The 21420-nt window shown below is 44.4% G+C and carries 13 protein-coding genes and 1 tRNA gene; 13 read left to right on the forward strand and 1 reads right to left on the reverse strand.

Annotated features, from left to right (window positions below):
- Nucleotides 1–2 precede the first annotated feature (2 nt).
- On the reverse strand, nt 3–3473 hold the full coding sequence (locus WCW_RS07685) for a DEAD/DEAH box helicase (RefSeq protein ID WP_013182647.1): 3471 nt from the start codon (nt 3471–3473) through the stop codon (nt 3–5).
- 362 nt (nt 3474–3835) lie between these two features.
- Here WCW_RS07685 and WCW_RS07690 point away from each other — a divergent pair.
- The 13 genes from WCW_RS07690 to WCW_RS07750 all read left to right on the forward strand — a co-directional run bounded on the left by WCW_RS07690 (nt 3836) and on the right by WCW_RS07750 (nt 21416).
- Nucleotides 3836–3907 (forward strand) — tRNA-Gly (locus WCW_RS07690).
- An 84-nt stretch (nt 3908–3991) separates the two neighbouring features.
- Nucleotides 3992–5314: a trigger factor gene (gene tig, locus WCW_RS07695; RefSeq protein WP_041941587.1), complete on the forward strand. Its 1323-nt coding sequence runs from the start codon at nt 3992–3994 to the stop codon at nt 5312–5314.
- A 139-nt stretch (nt 5315–5453) separates the two neighbouring features.
- The gene (locus WCW_RS07700; RefSeq protein ID WP_013182649.1) at nt 5454–6101 is read left to right on the forward strand and encodes an ATP-dependent Clp protease proteolytic subunit; all 648 of its coding nucleotides are present in this window, start codon (nt 5454–5456) and stop codon (nt 6099–6101) included.
- Nucleotides 6091–7338, forward strand: a complete 1248-nt coding sequence (gene clpX / locus WCW_RS07705; protein WP_013182650.1) for an ATP-dependent Clp protease ATP-binding subunit ClpX — start codon at nt 6091–6093, stop codon at nt 7336–7338. Before WCW_RS07700 ends, clpX begins: the two co-directional genes overlap by 11 nt.
- 167 nt (nt 7339–7505) lie before the next feature.
- Nucleotides 7506–8450 carry a hypothetical protein gene (locus tag WCW_RS09775; RefSeq protein WP_013182651.1) on the forward strand — a complete coding sequence of 315 codons (945 nt, stop codon included), beginning with the start codon at nt 7506–7508 and terminating at the stop codon, nt 8448–8450.
- 149 nt (nt 8451–8599) lie between these two features.
- Complete coding sequence (locus tag WCW_RS07715; protein ID WP_013182652.1) at nt 8600–12139, forward strand: hypothetical protein; 3540 nt, start codon at nt 8600–8602, stop codon at nt 12137–12139.
- Between the two features lie 161 nt (nt 12140–12300).
- Nucleotides 12301–13548, forward strand: coding sequence for a hypothetical protein (locus WCW_RS07720; protein WP_013182653.1), 1248 nt, complete (start codon nt 12301–12303; stop codon nt 13546–13548).
- A gap of 109 nt (nt 13549–13657) precedes the next feature.
- The gene (locus tag WCW_RS07725) at nt 13658–14851 is read left to right on the forward strand and encodes a hypothetical protein (protein ID WP_013182654.1); all 1194 of its coding nucleotides are present in this window, start codon (nt 13658–13660) and stop codon (nt 14849–14851) included.
- A gap of 88 nt (nt 14852–14939) precedes the next feature.
- On the forward strand, nt 14940–15548 hold the full coding sequence (locus tag WCW_RS07730; protein ID WP_013182655.1) for a SycD/LcrH family type III secretion system chaperone: 609 nt from the start codon (nt 14940–14942) through the stop codon (nt 15546–15548).
- A gap of 74 nt (nt 15549–15622) precedes the next feature.
- On the forward strand, nt 15623–18682 hold the full coding sequence (locus tag WCW_RS07735; protein WP_013182656.1) for a hypothetical protein: 3060 nt from the start codon (nt 15623–15625) through the stop codon (nt 18680–18682).
- 19 nt (nt 18683–18701) lie between these two features.
- Complete coding sequence (locus WCW_RS07740; RefSeq protein WP_013182657.1) at nt 18702–19364, forward strand: SycD/LcrH family type III secretion system chaperone; 663 nt, start codon at nt 18702–18704, stop codon at nt 19362–19364.
- Between the two features lie 58 nt (nt 19365–19422).
- Nucleotides 19423–20463, forward strand: a complete 1041-nt coding sequence (locus WCW_RS07745) for a hypothetical protein (protein WP_013182658.1) — start codon at nt 19423–19425, stop codon at nt 20461–20463.
- Nucleotides 20464–20474: 11 nt separating this feature from the next.
- Nucleotides 20475–21416: a hypothetical protein gene (locus WCW_RS07750; RefSeq protein ID WP_013182659.1), complete on the forward strand. Its 942-nt coding sequence runs from the start codon at nt 20475–20477 to the stop codon at nt 21414–21416.
- Nucleotides 21417–21420: the final 4 nt, after the last annotated feature.

Genomic DNA, 21420 nt, shown 5'->3' on the forward strand with positions numbered 1-21420 from the left:
TATTATGTTTGCAATAACTCCAGCACCTCTTCCCACGTCAGTTTAGAGATAGCTTCTTCATCTGTATTGATCACCTTTTTGACCAATCCTTTTTTTCTTTCCTGAAGTTCAAGAATTTTTTCTTCGATTGTTCCCATCGTCACGAGTTTATAAGAAGAGACCGAACGCGTCTGCCCAATACGGTGAACACGGTCGGTCGCTTGATTTTCAACAGCTGGATTCCACCACATATCGTAATGGATGACCGTGTCCGCACCAACGAGGTTGAGCCCGGATCCCCCCGCCTTCAAAGAAACCAGGAAAACAGGAATATTGTGATCTTCATTAAATTTCTTCACAATGTTCATGCGGTTCTTGGTCGCTCCGTCCAAATACTCGAAGCGAATTCCTAAAGTCTGCAAGTCTTTGCGCATGATCTGAAGCATTTTCGTGTACTGGCTGAAAATGACCGTCTTGTGCCCCCCTTCAATAAGCGTCTGTAGAAGCTCGACTAACATATCATACTTTGAAGAATCCCCATCTTCCGCTTTTTCCTTGGCAAAGATGGCCGGATGGCAGCAAATCTGCTTCAGCCTCGTCAGCGTGGCCAGCACATGGATCTGAACTTTGTCAAATCCCTCTTTTTTCACCAGCTGGGAAAGCTCTTCCCGCGCAGATTTGGCATAAGAACTGTACAGTTCCTTTTGCTCCTGGGAAAGATGGCAATGGTAAACGATTTCCGAAACTGGAGGAAGCTCAGCTAAAACATCTTTTTTCATACGACGCAAAATGAATGGAGAAAGCTTTCTTCTAAGATTTTCCAGATTATCTTTCGCTCCCTGGCTCGGGTGCCGGATATATTTTTCAACAAAGCGGTCATAAGAGCTAAGCAGCCCGGGCATCAAGAAATCAAACAGGCTCCAAAGCTCTTCAAGAGAGTTTTCAATAGGCGTTCCTGTTAAAATCAAACGATGAGCACAATTGAGCATTTTTACAGACTTGGCATTGCGCGTTGCCCTGTTTTTAATGTGCTGCGCCTCATCGAGAATCACATATCCAAAATCAATTTTTTTATATTCTTTAATATCTTTCTGTAGAAGGCTGTAGGATGTAATTGCAACGTCATACTTTTTAAGACCGTCGATCAACTTCTTACGCTGCTGCGGAGTGCCGTCAATAGGCAGCACTTTCAGCTTCTGATTGAATTTTGTGAACTCCTCCTTCCAGTTGTAGACAAGAGAGGTCGGGCAAATGACAATCGACAAAGAGTCCGGATGATCTTTCTTATACTGGGTCAAAGAAATGATCGCCTGCAAAGTTTTTCCAAGCCCCATATCATCTGCAAGAACGCCGTTTAAATGCATTGTCCTTAACTGCTCCAACCAGCCGACCCCCTGCTTCTGGTATTCTCTGAGCTCTGCATTAATCTCTTTGGGAACAACTTTGACCTCGGAAACTTCAGTACTAATCATCTGTTTCTGAATTTCCCTTAGCTTTTTGCTCATTGAAAACTCGATAGGCAACCGCTCAAATTGTTTAAAATTAATGCTGGCTAAGCTCCAAAGCGGCTTTTGCTCCTTGTGGTCGTCCAGTTGATTGATCCCTAATTCGTCAAAAATTTGAACGACCGGCGCAAGACGGTCAAGGTCGAGAACGAGAATTTTATTCTTTTTAGCCTCTCCTTTCTTTGAATTGGACCTATCCATTTCAATGAATGAACGCCTTGACGCCAAACACTCCCAAAGCAGATCCAATGTCAACCCGTTTAGATATCCATTAACTTTCAAATCAACCTCGTAAAGGTCAATGCGGTCAGTCTCTTTCAGCTTTAAGGTAAATGTTGTGTCATCGTAAAGGAACTGATCCAATAAATTTTCCGGACATATGAATTGGACAATCTCCTGATTTTGCGGAATCACTTCCGTCATAAATTCGACGATTTTTTTCTCCGACTTAACAGAGAAACATCCCTGCTTGGCATCAAAAATAAAATCCTGGAACAACGCATCGATAATCCGTCTTTCCTCTGTCAAATTTCTGGCCACAATTCCATCCTCTGTGACAAAAGGATCGACATCGGATAACTCTAAGTGATTCGATGATGCGGGAACCTTGATCTTGTCATAAAGAAAATGGAGAGTCGCTTCAAGTTCGCCGTCGAGGTAGCAAATTTCGCATTCAGCCTCCAATTTGCCCGCAAAAGGAAGGGTCACAAAGTTTTCAATCGTTTCCTGATTGGCAACTTCGGCAAAACGGAGAAGCTCCGGCAAGGAATTTTCGACAAACGTGCCGAAAAGAGGTTCTGGAATGACCATATCCCGAATCGGGAACAGGTTTTTCAAATGGCAACGTCTGATGGCAGGGTCGAATCGATAATACGTTCCCTGATAAATCATTCCCGGTTCAGAGCATTCAAATAGAAGGGCATCTTCGAGGACTTTAATCAGCTTATCTTCGACAACCAAAGTAGGATTCAGCAAAATTTTCGGTGAAGAAACCTCTAAATATTCCAGCTCGAATCTCAGCAAAGCTGAACAGTTCGAAGTTGTCAGCGGCTCTTCCAAGGATTCGCGGTATATTCCTTGTACAACCAGGCTTCTCCTCTCCCCTTCTTCGCTTCCCACTAGCGTCTGAAGGTTCTCAGTTGCCTGTCGATGAGCATGCGCAAGAATACTCCCGAAAGCTTCCATATTCATATATCCGATGCGCGCTGCCTTATCCTCTGTTTCAGAAGAACACTTCAAATGGTCAAGCAAAATTTCAAGAATGCCAAGACCCATTTTGTTGAATGATTTTTTTGAAAAATGAAATCTTTTGTTTCCGATAAAAAGCTTTTCGGAGTATCGGATTGAATCCAGAAACGCAGCGATATTCGGGATATTCAAAGGCTTTGATCGGGAAGGCAGCCTTAAAGCCAGCTGAATATCAACTTTATTAGAAACATTTTTATCGATGGAATAGATCAAAAGAAGTTCTGCTTTATCTTCAGGGATCTGCTCTTCCGGGACAAAAAATGGCGATTGTCCCAGAATCATGGAGGCGCTCACATACTCTTCAAGAAGCTCTTTCTTTTGCTTATTCCCTTTTCTAAGGACTTCTTTGGTCTTCGCTTCTTCAATTGTTTTCATAATCGTTTCTTTTTCGTCGTCATCGATATCTTTGGAATCCTCTATTGAAGACTCGTTCGAATACACCACAACAAGCTTATCAAGATACTCTTCAAGATAAAAGACAACAGCTGCCAAATGTTGGCAATCGTATTTGTAAGAGCAGTCGCAATCAGAGTCGATTACAGAGGAATCAAGACGGTCGATCTCGATTTCACATTCATAAGAATTATCGTAATTGCCAAGCACCCGGCAACTCAGCCGTACAGCATCAGCTGTCAAACTTAGGATTTTCGCAGACAATACTGTTTTCTGCTCGAAAAGCTGCTTGCCTTCATTAAGGATGGCTGGAGAAAAGTCCTTCTTAAGGGTACGAAAGTTGATCATGACTACTATCCTTCCAAACGTAAAAACGGATCATATTACAGGAGTGAAGATAATGTCATTAACTTTGTCCATTCTCTTTTCAGGAGGGGGCTGACATTGCTCTTTAAGTATATTAAGCATATAAAATCATGTTTTTTAATCAATTATTAATAATTTTAATTGATTTTAATAACAAAACAGGTTAAAATAAAACAAAATTCGCCGGTTCTAAGTCAAAGTTTCCTCCATTCTTGGATTTAGAACTGGCTCTTTTTTATACCGAACCAATTCTTGGACGCGGATTTCTTATGAAAAAAATCTCAAAACCGCTTGCAAAAAAACAGGCCATTCAATTAACCTTCTTTTTTCAGTTTCTTGCAAATGCGGGTGTAGCTCAGCGGTAGAGCATCACGTTGCCAACGTGAGGGTCGTGAGTTCAAATCTCATCACCCGCTATAACTGAAATAAATTTAAAAAATTCGAGTAATTTTTGTATTCATTCCACGTAGTTTCTTCCCTTATCAAAAATCAAGGCAATCATGAACGACAAACAAACTGATTCGAATCAAAAAGAAGAAATCTTTGAAAATGATCACCTTAGCGTTTCAGTAAGCCGATCTCCCGGCTGCAAGGTCCGCATGGCAATCCAGGTCACTCCCTTAGCATCTGAAGCCGCTTATCAAAAAGCAATTAAAAAGATCAATAAGGAAGTTTCCCTCCCCGGGTTCCGAAAAGGAAAAGCGCCAGCCAAAATGGTCGAGGACAACTACAGCAAATATGTCAACCAGGAATGGCAAGACATTATGGTTCAGGCAGCTTTTCAAGATGCGATTAAGTTGACAAGCATCTATCCCTTAAGCAGAGAGACTATCCAAAAGCCGGAATTGCAGGACGCCTCCCGAAAAAATGGAGGACAGATTGTTATCGAATTTGAATCTTCGCCCGAAATTCCTGAAATCGAACCAAAAAAACTCAAACTGAAAAAAGTCGAGAAAAAAGAGATCAAGGACGAGGATCTCGGAGAGGCCCTTAAAGACATTCAGCTTCACCATGCAACTTGGGAAGAGATCGATAATCGTGGAGTGGAAAAAGGCGACTATATCGATGTCGACATCGAAGATGCATCTGCTCCCGGAACTTTTATTTGCAAAGACACCCGTTTCGAAGTAGAAGAGGGAAAAATGGGCGCCTGGATGCTCAAGCTTGTGATCGGAAAGAAAACAGGCGATGTCGTAGAAGGCACTAGCGAACGCTCAGAAGATCTGGATCCCGATACGGAATTTACACCAACCGAATGCAAAATCACAATTAAATCGATCAAAACCCCTAATTTGCCGGAAATTGACGAAGAGCTTGCACAAAAAATTGGCGCCGAGTCTGTTGAAGACCTTAAAACGAAGCTGACATCCAATCTCAACTCTCAAGCTGAAGAGGAAGTGAGGCACAAGCTTCGCATGCAGGTGGAAAATTCCCTGGCCAAACACTTTCCATTTGAAGTTCCCGAGTCTTTAATTTTAAGCGAAACCAATAACCGCCTCAACCATCTTAGGCACAAGCTGAAAAACGCTGGAGAAACAGAAGAGGCCATCTCATCTAAACTCAACGAAGACAGAGAGAAAATTCGAGACGATGCAATCCGTGCATTCCGCCTATTCTTTATCTCGCGCCATATCGCCGAAGAAAACAAAATCTCTGTCTCTCAAGACGAACTCGTCCGCGAGCTTGTAGTACAGATGTACAGCCCGTCTTCACCGATCGATACTTCCCTTGATCCTGAAGAGGTTCGCAGCAAAGTTTATGTGAATCTTCTCTCCCAAAAGGTCAAGGACTTTCTCATCGAACAGGCGGCAATGGAAGATTAATTCGACAACATTATTCGATTTTTTTCGTTGCTAGAAATTCTCTAGTCGTGTGAACCTAAAGTGTGTCTTTAAAAGATGAATGTTTTTCTCTATTAAGGGCACTCCCTGATCATGAGAGTATACTTTTAAGGATTAAATCATGCTTAAAGAACAGACATCTGAACACTCTATTCCCTTCCCCGAATTATCCTCTTTGACACCATATGTCATTGAGGACACAGGACGCGGTGAAAGGTCGATGGATATTTTTTCCCGCCTTTTAAAAGACCGCATCGTTTTTATCGGGCAAGACATCGACGACCACGTTGCAAATATCGTTGTTGCCCAACTTCTCTTTTTGCGCATGGAAGATCCTAAAAAGGACGTCAACATCTATGTCAATTCCAGAGGGGGTTACATCACCTCAGGTCTTGCGATCTACGACGTTTTGAAATGGCTCCCCTGCCCGGTTTCCACTTACTGCATTGGGCAAGCCTCTTCCATGGGAGCGCTTCTTCTTACCGCCGGAGATAAGGGAAAACGGTATGCGCTTCCCAATAGCCGCATCATGATCCATCAACCTTCAGGTGGTGTGGGAGGCACATCGGCAGACATCGCGCTTCAAGCTAAAGAGATCCTTTTTCTAAAAAAACGGATGAATGAAATTCTGGCGGAGTGCACGGGGCAAACTGAAGAGAAAATTGCCAAAGATCTGGAAAGAGACCTTTTCATGAGCCCTGAAGAAGCGAAGGAATATGGATTAATCGATAACATCATTGAGAAAAAGACAGGTCAAGATGACAACTAAATCATCGGCTACTAAAGAAATCGCTTCCTGCTCCTTTTGCGGGCGTACTGAAGAGGGAGTTGAAAAACTCATTTCCGGACCTAAGGCGTACATATGCGATAAATGCGTCCGCCTTTGCTCCAGCATTTTGGATAAAAAGAAAGCGACAAATTATGAACTCTCTGTTCTCAAACCTAAAGAGATCAAAGAGAAGCTGGACGAATACATCATCGGGCAGGAAAAAGCGAAGCGTGCCATTTCAGTGGCAGTCTATAATCACTATAAAAGGGTTCAATCCCTCGGCAAGGAATCTGACATTGAATTTAACAAATCCAATGTCCTTTTATTCGGCCCTACAGGTTCCGGAAAAACACTCATTGCGAAAACGCTTGCCCATATCCTTGACGTCCCCTTCACAATTGCCGATGCAACGACTCTGACAGAAGCGGGCTATGTGGGAGAAGATGTTGAAAATATCATCCTTAGATTAGTTCAAGCGGCAGATTACGATATTGCCAAAGCTGAATTGGGAATTATCTATATTGACGAGATTGATAAAATCAACCGTACAACTTCCAACGTTTCCATCACTCGCGATGTTTCCGGAGAAGGTGTGCAGCAAGCTCTTTTGAAAATCGTTGAAGGAACAATTGCCAACGTCCCTCCTAAAGGGGGAAGAAAGCACCCTAATCAAGAATACATCAAGGTTAATACAGAGAATATTCTGTTTATCATTGGAGGCGCTTTTGTCAATTTGGATCAGATCGTAGCCAAACGTCTGGGACGCTCCACGATCGGGTTTTCATCCCAAGAAGGAAAATCTATTGATCCGCACCAAAAATCGCAGCTCCTCTCCCAGGTTGAGCCGGAAGACCTGATACAGTCGGGAATGATCCCCGAATTTGTGGGCCGCTTCCACACAATTGCAAACTGCAATGAATTGACCGTCGACGATCTTGTCCTTATCTTGACAGAGCCTAAAAACGCGGTCATTAAGCAATACATTTCCATGTTTGAAATGGAAGATGTCAAACTGTCGTTTACGGATGAAGCGCTTCAGGAAGTAGCAAAAAAAGCGATTGAAGCGGGAACAGGTGCTAGAGCCCTGCGAATGATCTTGGAAAATGCGATGCGCGACCTGATGTTTGAAGTTCCTTCAGACAAAACAATTCAGGAGATCATCATTGACAAAGAGACAATCACCGACCAAAAGCCGCCGCATATCAAGCATACAAACAAGCGCAAAAAAATCGCCTGAGATAAGCAAATTCTTTTACCTCAGATAGGTTCATGGAAATCATAGTACTCTGTAAGGAAAGTTTTCGGTTCAAATTCCCATTCTGAGCTGTTGGAATGAGTCGATCGCAAGCGCCTTAATATAGTTAATATTAAGGCGCTTGCAAACGGCCCATAACAACGCTCATAATGAAAATTTGTTTCAAAAACTTTCCTTACAGAGTACTAGTCCTGGACACGCAAAATCTTAATCCGGAAAAGAAAAGGAAATACAGCCTTTTTACAACGCCTAAATTCAGATGCTGCCTTGAAGGGAAAGATCCTTACGATATAGGGTTTACTGAGCAAATAGCTATTGGAATCGAAAAGAATTCGGAGCCTATCGGTTTAGCGCTCGCCTCACTATTCAAAGGGCTCGACTACGCAGAAATTCACACTATTAATATAGACATACACTATAAAAAACCGAACATTCTAAAGAATTTTATCTCTGAAATCGAAAAAAAGCTATTTTCACAAAACGCAAACTACATTACTTACCGTTTTTCACCTGACACCCCTATTGTCAACTCCCTTGTTCCTGTTTTAGAGGAAAACAGCTGGGCATCTCCCAAACTTGTCATGATCCGCTACTTTTACGATGCTCAAGCATTTAATCCTCCCTGGTATGACCGCCCTCCACTCCTCCCTTCAGGATATAAAACGTTCAAATGGGAGACAATCAGAGACAGCGAGCTAGAAAAAATAAAGAAAGACTACAAACAAGGCTATTTTACAGATCACGTTTCTCCTTTCTGGGAAGCTGAAAAAATCGAGCCTGTTAACAGCATAGGATTGCGCTACAAGAATCAGGTGATCGGCTGGATGATCTGCCATCGTGTCGCTCACGATACGATCAGATACACCGCTTTTTACGTCAAACATCAGTTTGCCTTTACTGGGTATCCTTTACGCCTCCTTGTTGATTCCATGAAACTTCACCAAACCTCAACGATCAAATGGGCATTATTCGAGCTTAATTTCCAAGACCCTCCCACCTCTTGGATAAATTTTGTTCTTAAACGGCTCGCTCCCCTTGCCCAAGCACAAATCCCTGTTTACGAAACCTGGAAACAAAGAGAAACAGGCTCTTAACGACAACGTCAAAAACCTAGTCTTTGATTCAGTATATATTAATTAATTTAATAACATGTTATAATTATAATTAAGGGAAATGTTACACAACAATTGGTTGCTCACAGCCAATTGATATCTTGCAAAATCTATTCAATTAAGGAGGAAATATGAGTTCAGCACCAATAGGAGGTGAAGGCACGGGAGGAATCATCCCTGTCAACTCTGAATCGGAACAGACTCCGCAAACTCAAGAAATAGATCCTCAGGTTTTTATTGATCAAATCGAACAGATGATCGAAAGCGATGACAACATCCGCCTGCTAGCGAAAGGGCAGATCGGCCTGCCCCCCGGAAGAATTTCCATTGCGGAACTGACTGCATTAATTAACGCCGTTATCCTAAAGCTCAAAAAAGAGATTCAAGCAGCAGAGCAACTCGATGCGCTTATTTCTGAACGATTTCATCGATCTATTGCTCAAACAGCTGAAAGTTTGGAGGGTTTGCATGGAGAGCTAAATGACATTGTCGTTAGCTGGAGGAATTTCACAAATGAAAATGGAGAAACCGTCCACGACGCCTATGACAACTTGCAGCAGGCAACTGACGAATACAACCAAATGATGCAAAATTTATGGGGCGAAGACCGGGCGGCTATCCAAGAGTACAATCAAATCATCCATCAATACAACAACCTTGACTCCGATGGGGTCGATGACATTTATGACAGCCTCTCTCAAGCAGAAAGAGACGCTTTGATTGCAGGGCTTACGCAATCTGAAATTGATGCTTACGGAGGAACAAAGGAAGCTGTTGTCGCTAAGTATTTTGACAAAAAAATTGATGCGTTCAATCAATATGCGGCCAGCAGGCCAAACGTACAGGCGGCGATTAACAACTTGCAGCAAGCAACTGCCGATTACAATAACGTGGTCGATGATTACAATCTTCACATCGACCAGGTGAATGCAGAGCGTGCCGAATATGGATTGGGGCCGCTTCCTTATATGGTCAAAACTCCCACGCCCAATCCCAATGTTGCATTTACAAATTTGTCCCAGCAGCCACATGTTCAAGCTCCGCTGCTTCCCACTCCGAACCGGCAACTGCTGGCTGTCCCCAATGCCTCGCAAAAAGGAACTGTTTCCGAGCCGACTTACCCAGGCGACCCCCCTTCCGTTCCTTCCTACGAAATGATGATTTTACACTTTATCCCAATCGCACTGACCACATTCGACTACCTTGCATCCTTTAACCGCGCGCTCGACCTTGCCGATGCATACGTCCAATGGAATCGATATGCGCTTTTAACAGGAGCACAGCTCACTCTGCCTTACGGAGTGCTCAATCAGATCAATAATGTGTTTCTACAGTCAGTCAACGCAATCGGAGGGGTTGGTTTAGCAGCTCACGCGATCGGCCTTCATTCCAGAAGTCTGGAAATCATCCTTTCCCGAGCCTTATTCCAATCCCTTGCTCAACAACTTTCACTCCCAATTTCCGCTCGGCTCTTTTCAAGGCTGCAATTCACCGCTTTGGAACTGCTCTCTCGCAGCGCTCTCTTAAGCGCTTATCCCTCCATGAGATTCTTAGCTTCCCGATTTGGATTTCTTGCCGCTTCCAGTCCGTCTGTGCAAGCTGCCATTGCTTTAGCATTCGCCGGACAAATAGGAAGCCTAGTTTCAAGCGGCATTGTCAGAGGCATTATTAATGGACAAATCAACCGCCTGGGATTCTATGCACGCCACAATGTAAGATTCTCAGCTGCAGAGGTCGAATATGCAGAAAGAAACTTGGCTAACGCTATCGCTTCAGGAAATCCATTTCTCATTGCAAGCGCTGTCCGCAGGCTGACAAGCGCTCAAGTCAGACTTGCAAATGCTGTTAGATTAAGTCGAACTTTTGGCTCCCTCTCTATCGGAGGCTACGCTGCATTTACGAATCGAGTAGCTGCCGCTCTGAACATCTCTCTTCTTGGAGTCTCCACATCACTATTCGCACGCACTTTAGGACTACCAGGACTTGTCGCGCAAATTTTCGCCCATGTCACCCACCTCTCTCCTATCGATATTTTAATTGCCAGCACGGCAGGATCGAGCATTCGCGCAGTTCTCGACAATCCGTTAAGCGTGCTGTTCATCAAGCAAAATCTGGCCAATCAACTTGTCTACCGACTTGGGTTCTCAAGCAGCTATGCCGCAGCAATCGTAAACAACGCAATCAACAATGCAGTCTTTGCAAGCGTCGGGCTGCATACCTATAGCAGACTGCACAACGAACTCTACCTGCAGTTCAGAGCTGAAGGGCTTAGTCCCTATCATGCCAATAGGCTTGCCAACGAAACAACCTCTCTGATCCGTGGAGACTTAGGGGTGCAGTTTCTGAATGTTGTCTTCGGAATCCATGCAGACACTTCTTTGATTGCCAGCACTGTCGTCAATAGCATTTATGGTTTTGACAAAGGAATTGCCGGTGTAATGCTTTCAAACGCGATTGTTCGCTCTCTTCAATATGGAGGATATGGATCCCGAGTAAGGCTGCAAAATGAATTAACTGAAGTTTTCCAGTCCATGGGTAGAAGAGATGGATCGGAATTAGCTGCCCAATATGTCCGATTTATCGAAACCGTTGGATCTCTTGTCCCATTAACACGTTATCCCGGCCTCGCTTCGGTGCTGTTAGGTAATGGACTGCTTCGAAATCTCGCTCTTGGAGGTGCGTTTGTCAGAAATGAAATCAGGAACGATCTGATCATGCGTGGACTTAGTCCAACGCAAGCAGCTTTTGTTGCAGACCAACTGATCGCTCTTTCAACAGGAAACTTTGTGCGGCCCTCCGACCAGCTATTGTTTGAATTAACTCTGAATGCTGCAATTGAAAGGGCTCTGATCCATAGCGGCAGCTTTGAAACGCATCGCGAATTTAGAGATCAGCTCATTAATGAGCTGCGCAGTGTCGGCTTCCGCTTAAACGATGCGCTGTTTTTAGCAAATAGTATCGCTGCATTTGCCGCCAACGGGGAAGCTCTCTCTCTATTAGGACTAAGCGCCGGCCAGATCAATGGATTGAATATTTCGCTGGTTAACGAGCTTACTGTCAGCGGAATTTCAGGTAGTCAAGCACAAACGATTGTCGACCGAGCGTATGCCAATACCACAGCCAAGGCTCCCTTCTTCTCTCCTGATGACTTTCAAAATACGCTTAAAGAAGAGATTTTTAGACAAACTTTTCTGGCAAGTGGAAGGTTGGATGGGCATGAGATTTTTGATAAAGCTGCAGCCCACGCTCAAGATCCATCGACAATCCTTGACCTGGCAAGCTTGATCGAACAAATCAGCGGAGCTGCGCAAGGTGTCTTTCGTCCCGATCTTGGCTCGGAACTTGCACAAGAGGTGCATAACGCTTTGCTTAACGCGCTTCTGGGAGGCACGACCATAGACGAGATCAGCAACGAAGAGACGAGAAATCCATTATCTGTGTTGAATCAGCTCAATGACCAGATCGATAAGCTGACCAAAGATGAAGAAATTGCCAACTTGATCAAATTGCTCAAGAAGCTGCAAGAGCTCCTAGCAGCGCTGCTAACAGGAAGCCCTGAAGGCCACCTGCTGGGAACAAGCATTATGGATGCTGCTTCAGGGCCATTTTTTGGGGCGGCAAACGTCAGCCAAGGAGGGCAAGATTATCAAGCGATGCAAATCCCTGTATAGGGTAAATTTAAAAAAATTAATTGAAATTTTTGCCGCTTTTGAGTAAAATATAATTAGAGGAGGAGACAATGCATAGCTTCTCCTCCTCCCAAATTTAAGTAAGGAATCCAGGGAGTGTCATTTGTTTAGCTAATTAATGGCATGGCCTAAAGGAGAAAATTATGACATTTCTTCTTCCAGTAAAGATCGACGGAGCTGAATACCAAGCGCATGCCGAGTACACAAGCAATGCCGTCGGCGAATATTATAAGGAAAGGCTTAAACCTTTTGCTGACGTCTTCAACTTGGGACTTAATGATACAAGCCCTGATACTGATGCGATTCGAGCCCTGATTGAAAACGGAACTTACCATACAGAGATGGAGACAGCTTTACAAGAACTCCTCGATCTCGCACAGAATGGAATCACAGATCCGAATGATCCGGTTGACCCCAACCGCAAGCATTATTTAAGTGTTGAAATGTCAGCTTCTCTTAACCAATTGATCAAAACGTTGAAAGCTGCCGGAGCTGATATTGATGTTAGCACCGGCACCGTAAACATTACTGCAAACAATGTCGTCGAGTGGAAAAGTTTATCTGTCAACTCAGACGCCATTCGTCAAGTGATCGCTTTTACACTCGATACAGCAGGAGATCAAAACAGAACCTTGCAGGCACTTGTTGAGCTGATCTATGTGAAAACAGGAAATGAGATTTTGACCCAAAACCTCAACGATTTAGAAACTGCACTCTCCACGACAAAAGACTCTCTAAAAACATTGACGCAGTTGCAAGACCTGCACAATAAAATTGAAACAACAAAACAAGAACAATCATTTGTTTCTTTTGCTTCTCAAAACTACAGCGACGGAAACAATAGCAGACCAACTGCTTTTGTAGAAGGCAGCGGCTTTGATGGAATTGCAGGACAGGCGTCCAAATTTTTTCAGGAGCTGCAGCCAACAGTGGATGTGAACAATTTGACTAATGCCGATACCGCTCTTTTCCTTGAGCTTAGAAACGACCTCGTCCAGCAAATTTCCATCCTGACCCAAACCACTCCGGGAGCGGGCACTTCAGGAGAGGCAGGATCTCTTCTAGACAAATTGAAAACAGTAAAAAGCCATATCGACATGGCAATCGAAAAAGCCGGAGGCGTTGGAGATACAGACCAAATCAAACGAGCGTTGAGATATTGGATCCTCGACAGTCAAACAGACAATGCAGAAATCGATGGGATTGAGCCCGGTCAAATACAAAGAGAAATCACCGCAGCCCTTTCTGCTGGACAATCCTTAAACGATAGCCAAAAAGAAGAGGTTAGGAGGTATTTATTTGTCTTTGAAGAGTACTATAAATCCGCTGCAGCCATTTTAAACAAGATCACCCAACTTCTTGAACGCATGGCTCAAGGAATTGCTCGATAGCAAGATTATGCTTAATGCATAATCTTTTTATACTATATTAAATAAAATTTTATTATAATTAATATAGGGAGAAAAAACAATTATTACTAGTTAAAATACCGGAGGAGGTATGTCACACCAAGACAATGTTTTCAATGGTAAAAATTTCGTTGAAAACTATGAAATATGGGCAGAGGGAAACAATCCTGTTGTCACATCTATCGACACAGACTCCGATTTAATCCACGCTTATGACGCGCTGAACACAGCAACTGGAAATATCGACGCCTTCATTACATCCTTTAACAAAGACAATAAGCCATTCTCATCATGGAGCGCATTTTTAGAAGAGGCATCCGGAGGAGATCAATCAAAAAAAGATGCGATCTTAGCCGGATTTGTCGACTCCTATCGAGCCATCCTGAATATGGGATCCGGGGGTCCGGACGATCCGCCTGCCGGAGAGTGGTCGGATATTGTCTCTGTGCTGGGAAATTTAAATCCGCCGCAAAGTATCAATGTCAAAAACCAATTCATCAACTCGTTTGAAGCGTTTCTTTTTGACTACCCTTATACAGTAAGCAGCCAAACAACAGACCCGGGAACCGGAGATGTGACAGTTGAATACGCGCCCATCGCAGATGCAAACGAGTTTTTTGCTCAGTGGCAACGCTACATGGGAATCACAGCCAGAATTGGATCCACCGGAGGCGATGTACTCGATTATCGACAAGTTTATGATGCTTTTGGATTTGATGCTGCTGATTTTGATGCCAGAATGGCACAGTTTATTCTCGATAGACAGAATGTTTCCGAAGGAGGAAGCCCTTACTTTATTCCCAGCCATAATTTTGATGAGTGGTTTGAGAAACTGAGACAAGACTACATTCATCAAAATTTTGTGTCCTCAGTAGACACTGGAACAAATACTGAACTTCTCGTGATCGACCGCATTTTACGCCTTTTGATTTCGATCATCGACATCTTGCAACGAGTCTCTGCTGTCCAGGCGAACCGGTTGGGATTTTTAACCGATTGGCAATCCGCATATACAGATCAGCTGACAGACGTTCCTCAATTTGCTCAAGGGGACTGGCCTTTAGGAGGCGGCGACACCGATCAAAAGAATTACCGGTCGGAGACAAACGCGAGAATGCAAGCGATCACAGAAAAAATCCGTTCCTGGAGAAGCGCTGTTCAAGACCAGGCAAAGGCGATGCAAAGTACAATCAACCAGTCTCAGGATGCTGCAAACCAGCAAACGCAAATGGCAACGTCAATTATCCAGCAGCTCAGCACGATACTATCGCAGATATTCCGTTAAACGTTCGATGCCTTCACGCAGCTTAAAAAGGCATCCGGGGTGGAATGAACAGAGGTATATACAAGATCAAACGTGGAGGAGATTCACCATGAAGGGGGAACAAAAAGAGCAGGCCAAAAAGGCGATTGAAAGCTTAGGCACCGGTGTCGGCAAATCATCAGGCAAAGGGATCAGCAAGCTCTCAAAAGATGCTTTGATGCAGCAAATGCTGCCTAAAAACGCCTTGGGCTTAAGCGATGCGATGGTTGAAGGCCTATACAGTCAGGCCTACAGGCTGTACAATACGGGTAAGTACAAAGACGCAAGTCAACTCTTTCGTCTGTTAATCATGATCGATTCTTCGGAAGCGAAATTTTCCATGGGATTGGCAGCGTGCTTTCATATGATGAAAGAGTACTCAAATGCGATCAGCACTTATTCGTTGTGCGGCATCATCGATCCGGGAAGCCCGATTCCCCATTATCATGCTTCGGATTGTTATATACAAATGAAAGACTTTCTTTCCGCAATCATCTCGCTTGAAATGGCGATCAAACGCGCCGGAGAGAAACCGGAATATCAATCACTGAAAGACAGAGCGTTGATGACCATAGAAAGTCTAAAAAAAGAAGCGGAGAAGCTCAGTGGAGAACTGCCTGAGAGCGTAAAAAACAGCCCTCTGGCGAAGTTTGCCAAGGAGCCAAAGAAAAAAAATTAATTAACAAATAGATCCCTAATCACCAGATAGATCTGGTTTGATAGGCAATAGTGAAAAAGCAAGGAGAGTCTATAATGGGAGGAGTAACAGGAAGTAACGACCCTACAGTCGCCAACTGGGGAAATATTGGATTTCAGGGTGCACATATCAGCGGCGGCGCTGATGCCAGGCGATTTGAAGGATTTCAAGACGGAACAAGCAGCTTAAACGGCGTTTGGGGCAACACCCCTTACCTTCAAGATATCGGATCGCCCAAGCTTCAGCAGGTGATCCTTGGACTAAGCGATCAACCAAATGGCACTCATGGAGAAACTCAGTATACACCCACTCATGCATACTACGATTCATTCAGTGAAAATCTTGAACAGCTCATTGACAAATACGGATTAAGCGAAGAGCAAATCAACCAACTTGTGATGGCTCATTTAACAGATACGCCTGCAGATGATAACTTCATCAACAGCGTTTTGAATGAATTAGATTCAGCAGTTGCCGGTGATTTAGCCCAATTGTTCGAACTGCCATCGACAGCTGATCAAGCAAGCAACTTACGAGAGAGGGCCGGAAACCATTCGAGCGCCTTAAAAGGCCAAATCAGCGATCTGCAAGCGTATGCAGATTCCCTTCCGGAAGGAAGCGAAAAACAGGCGATTCAGGAAAAAATCAATGAGCTGACTCAAAATTTAGACAGCTTTAATGAGCACTTGGCTTCGTTGCCGGAAAACCCTTCAAGAGAGCAGTTGGCAAAACTCGCAACCGAGTTGGGAATGTCAGGGGAAAACTTAAGATCAATTGCGGGGGAACTTAGCGAACTGGCAGGAGACAGCCCTGAACTGAAATCACTGCTGGCAAATTTCCAGCATTCTGTCAACAGTTCAACAACCACTTTGGACGGTCTACTACAAGAGCTCTACGTCAGCTGGGAAATTTCAACCGGTGACTTTAGTTCGCTGACAAACTCGTTCAAAGAAACATTCGCCAACAAATTAACCCAAGAATTCGACAAAGCATTTGAAGCGGAATTAACAAAGTTTACAGACGATCCCGAACTGCAAGCGCAATTGCGCTTTGTACACTACAATCCAGACGCGGAAATTCCAGAAAATATCAAATCGATGACTCAGACAGTTGAACAAAATGCCATCAATCAAATGAATGCCGAAGGGTGGAATATCCCGCAAAGCTATACTCCGCCGTCGAATGGTCTAAGCTATAATATGCGCATGCAAAACTCTGCTGATGAGATGTTTGAAGGGATGCTGCAAAATTGGGATCCCCCTCTGACGCCGGACCAGCAGAAAGCTTTGCGCAACATGTATTACGGAGTGGAAAAACCAGCCGGAGACCTCGCCGCAGTTCTGCAGCAGATAGAATCCGGAGTTGCAGCCGAGTTGGCGGCAGCCTTTGGATTGCCAGACGGTTTTCCCGTGCCAAAGGGAAGTTTTTCCCATCAGGGAAATATCAACGGCCAGTTTCAAATGAAGTTTTTAGAGCTTCTCAATGCACTGCCCGCAGATCAAAAAGCAGCGGTTCTGCAAGCGATTAATGATCCAATGAATCCAGCGATATCTGCTGAGACAAAAGCGCTGCTCAATAAGCTGTTCAATCAAGCTGCCGGCTCGATCCGAGCTCAATTTGGCCTTCCGGAAGGATGGACACCTTCTGCGAGTGTCTTGCGAGAAATCGGCACCATGTCGCCGGAAAATCAATCCATTGCCACTCAAATCTCCGAAATGGAAACAGAGGTTGCTCTTGCGATCTCCTATGTCGAGCAATGGCCCAACAGTCCAACCAAGGCAGTGTTGCTTAATGTTCTTAAAATTGTCTCTGAAGCGATCGCTACTTTAAAAGCGCAGCTTGCCATCATCATGCAAAAGGATGCGGAACTGGCGACAAAACTTGGCCAGGCACAGCTGGATACCGCATTGCTTAAAGTTCATGAAAACCTGAAAAAACTGGAAGAGATCAAAAACAAACAAGCAAAAATGAAGGCTTTGGGACCTCTATTTAAAATATTTAAAGTGATCTCATTCATTTTTACGGCGGTTTTATGTTTAGCAGCAGGTCCTGTGGGTTGGGCAATTTTAGGGGTGCTGATCGCCGACATGGCAATAAACGGGCTGGACAGTGACAAGAGCTTAATTGGAAAAGCATTTGAAGCAGTCTCAGAGGCAATCACCGGTTTATTAGAATCATGGGGATTTCCTCCAGAACTTGCGCAAATGTGCGCCCTTGTCGTGAACCTGATGATTTGCGTGGCAATTTCAATGGCAGGCAGCCCCATGCTTGGAATGCAAATCTTTTTCGAGCACTCGGGAATCATTCAATCGTTTTTCACAGACGTTTGCGGATGCGATCCCATGGTTGGAGAAATCATCGCCATGGTCACTCAGATGGTCGTTGAAATCGTTGTCATGATCCTTCTGACAATCGTTACCGGCGGTGCGGGAGCTACCCTTCTCGTCGCAAGCGTTGTCGGCAGGGTTGCTATGATGGTTGGAAAAGTGGTGCAGAAGATCGTAACGATCATCATGAGAGTTGCCCAGTTAGTGATGAAAATCGCTCAAGCAGCGCAAAAATTTGCAAGACTTTCTCAAACGCTAATGAAAATTTCTATGGAACTCATGAACTTCGCATTAAAAGTGAATAAGATCGCTACAAAGATTATCCAGTGGGCGCAAAAAACGCTGCGGCTGACAAAACAGGTCACGCAAAGCATGGGTAAGGTCAAATGGACAAAATCATTGAAAAATGCATTTAGTAAAACCAGTAAAACAGGCGTACAACAGTTTGATGACGCCGTTAATGCGCTGAGAAAACAACTCGACGTTGCCAAGTGGTTATTTAGAGGCATAGGCGTCACTTTCGGTGTTTTACAGACGACAGTCGTTGTTGCCCAATTCCGCAACTCGCTGCTTGCAGCAGAAATTGCCCGAATTCGGGGCGACATGGAAGCGATGATGACAGAACTCGAAGCCTTTATTCAAGTACTGAAGAAAATGGTCGCAAAAATCCTGGAAGCTCTCTCAGGCATTGGAGAATGGATCGGACAAATCGGCCAACAGCAAGGCTCGATGTGGAAAGAAGCATCAGAGACAATGGATGCAGTTGCCGCTTCGAATCAAGCCAGCTAGAAAAAAGAGGGAGGGAGAAATGGCAAAAACCAAGAAAAAGGATCAAGGCAAGTTAACAGAAGAGATGGTCGAAAACTTCATTGATGAAAAACTCGAACAGTTCAAAGGAAAACTGAATCAAGAAGAATTGGAGATGCAGAGACAGGCGCTAAAAGAGGTGTTTATCAAAGGAAGACCTCCTCGTCATGCGATGGGGATCTCTCCTGACTTTATGAACGTCCTCTATGCATTTGCCTATAACGCCTACAACGCAGGAAAATACGAAGACGCACACAATACATTCAAGATGCTCAACTTTCTTGAACCTTTGACTCCTAAATATTTGCATGGTTTAGCCGCCTCTCTCCACAAGATGAAGAAATACAATGAAGCTGTCGAAATGTACTTTACGCTTGCTATGGTCGAAGAAGAATCTCCCGTCCCCTACTTCCATATCGCAGATTGTTATGAGAAACTGGGAAATCCCGGAGGCATTCTTATCGGGCTAGGTGGAGCGATTTCCCGCTGTGGAGAAGAGAACAAATACGCCAAGATTAAGCAAAGATGCTATGCCATGATGAGCAAAACGAAAAAAGAAATGGGGATCGCAGACGAAACACCGGTCTTGGAATCAGAAGAAGAGCAGGACAGCGGAATTTTCGAAAGGCTAAAAGAGGAAGCGGGAAGTGGATTAGACACTTAAATATCGTGATTCAAAAATTGGTGTTTGAATCACGATCGCTATAGAAGGAGGAATTACCATGGGTTTTCCAGTGGGAGGAACAGGAGTTGGAGGCTCGCCAGTCCCCCCAGGCATTTATGAATCTCAGACAAGTGCATTCAACGAGGTAATGAAGGATGTGATCGGTATGCTGCCTTTCGACACATCTGTGATTATTCCATTCACTCAGCAAGAATACGACACCGTATTTCATTACCGATCCGAGCCTGGCAAACCTTCGCTGCATCCTCTCTTATTTTTGAGAACATCCAGCGAGTATGAAAGGACTGAGGAAGACACTTTTAATCCCATTTACCAGGAACTGTTAAACCATCTTCCTCCGGATATGGCTGAGTGGCTGAGCAGTCAAATGCAGCAACCCTTTGCGGAAAGGGACCCAGATGCAGTAGCGCTCCATCATACGTTGAGTACAGCAGCAAGCGCTCTCGGCTGGCTGGCTGTTGTCACAGCCCCGATCGCACCGAACAGTGCAAAAGCTGCCAATTTGTTGAGGAATATTGCTCTGCCCTATGTTGCTTTTGGCGAAGCTCTTGGACAAGCCCAATTCATTGTCGGCAAAGCGTTCGGCTTCCTTGACCAAGCAGGGCCTAACAATCGCTATTTCGATTTTTTCAACAACTCGCTGACAGAAATTCAAAACGAAATCGTTGAAGCCATGGCCGCTCAAAGAGAAATTGAAAAAGGGCTGATTACCGAAGATATACGGCAAAGGTTGATCCAATCTGCACACCTCGCGCATGAGATTGCCAGCAGACTGCAATCGCTTTCAACAGAGAACACGCTCACAATCCTTGGCATACAAATGGAAGCCCTAGCCACAGCAACAGCAGCATTAGCGCTATCGCATGGAACACCTTCCCTGGCACTTGGATCTGCGGTCGCGTTGATCGGCATTAACCGGCACAACAGCGTGCTAGGGCCATTCGGCCTTGGATTGGATACAATCATGGATTCGGTTGTCGATGGGATCTTGCACAGTTTTGTTTATGGACCAGAAGCTGAAATTAGCGAACTTACTGCCCTTTACCACGATTTATTGTCATTGAGGGATAGCGGATAGGAGATAAAGCGATGAGTAGACGCGTGATTCTAGCCAAAAGGCCGGATTTAGTGCTTAAATTAGAAAGATACGGATTGCTGCCGCCCTGCAAACCGGGAGGCAAATACGAAGGGTGTGCAAAGAAATGGGCAAAAGAAGGAACTCCTCCTTATGATACTCCTGAAGCACAAGCGCTTGCGGAGCGGCTGCCAACAGGCTGGGAGGAACTGACTGACTTAGAGTTTAACCAACTGCTGCTCCAGCTTGAGAAAAAAATAGGAGAAAAGAAAAAAGAGAAATTTGACACACCGCAGATCGGCTCAGAGCGGATCATGCGAAACATGGTGAAAATCGCATTTATCGGCATTACATCAGTAGCTTCCATGATTGAAACCTCTGGATTGGGAATTCTTCCAGATGAGGACCAAGCGGATAAAAAACTTGCCATGCAACTTTCATTCGAGCTGATTCTGCATTTAATCAACGGAACCAACTTGCTGAAAATTGTCTTCAAAGAGATTGCAGCGACACTGAATACCTCGTCTGAAAATCAGGAAATGATCGCAGAAATCCTCAAACTATTCGCAGTATTGCTCGCCATCTTAGCAGCGGCAAAAAAAGACCGGGAACGCCTAAAAGCACTGACAAGAAGCTTCCGATCCACAATTGCCGAAGGAGTAGAAAAAACAGAACGCTTTGTTTCCGAAGCATTGGCCAATGAAACGATTTCAGGAAAAAAAGCCGAGGAGATTGGCCTACTTCTCAGCCAAGTGAACATTGCATTGGAAAAAGACGATTTTGAAGGCTTTTACGAAGCGTTCAAAGACGCTCTGGGATTAATGGAAATCTCAAAGGAAATGGTTGTCGGCGATTTTGACGACATACAGAAATTTGCAGAAAAACTTCGTTCGGCCATGACTTCAGGGATCAAGGAAGAAACAGCGGCAATCGCAAACGTTTCCCAGGCGATGTAAATAA

Source organism: Waddlia chondrophila WSU 86-1044, assembly GCF_000092785.1.
GTDB lineage: Bacteria > Chlamydiota > Chlamydiia > Chlamydiales > Waddliaceae > Waddlia > Waddlia chondrophila.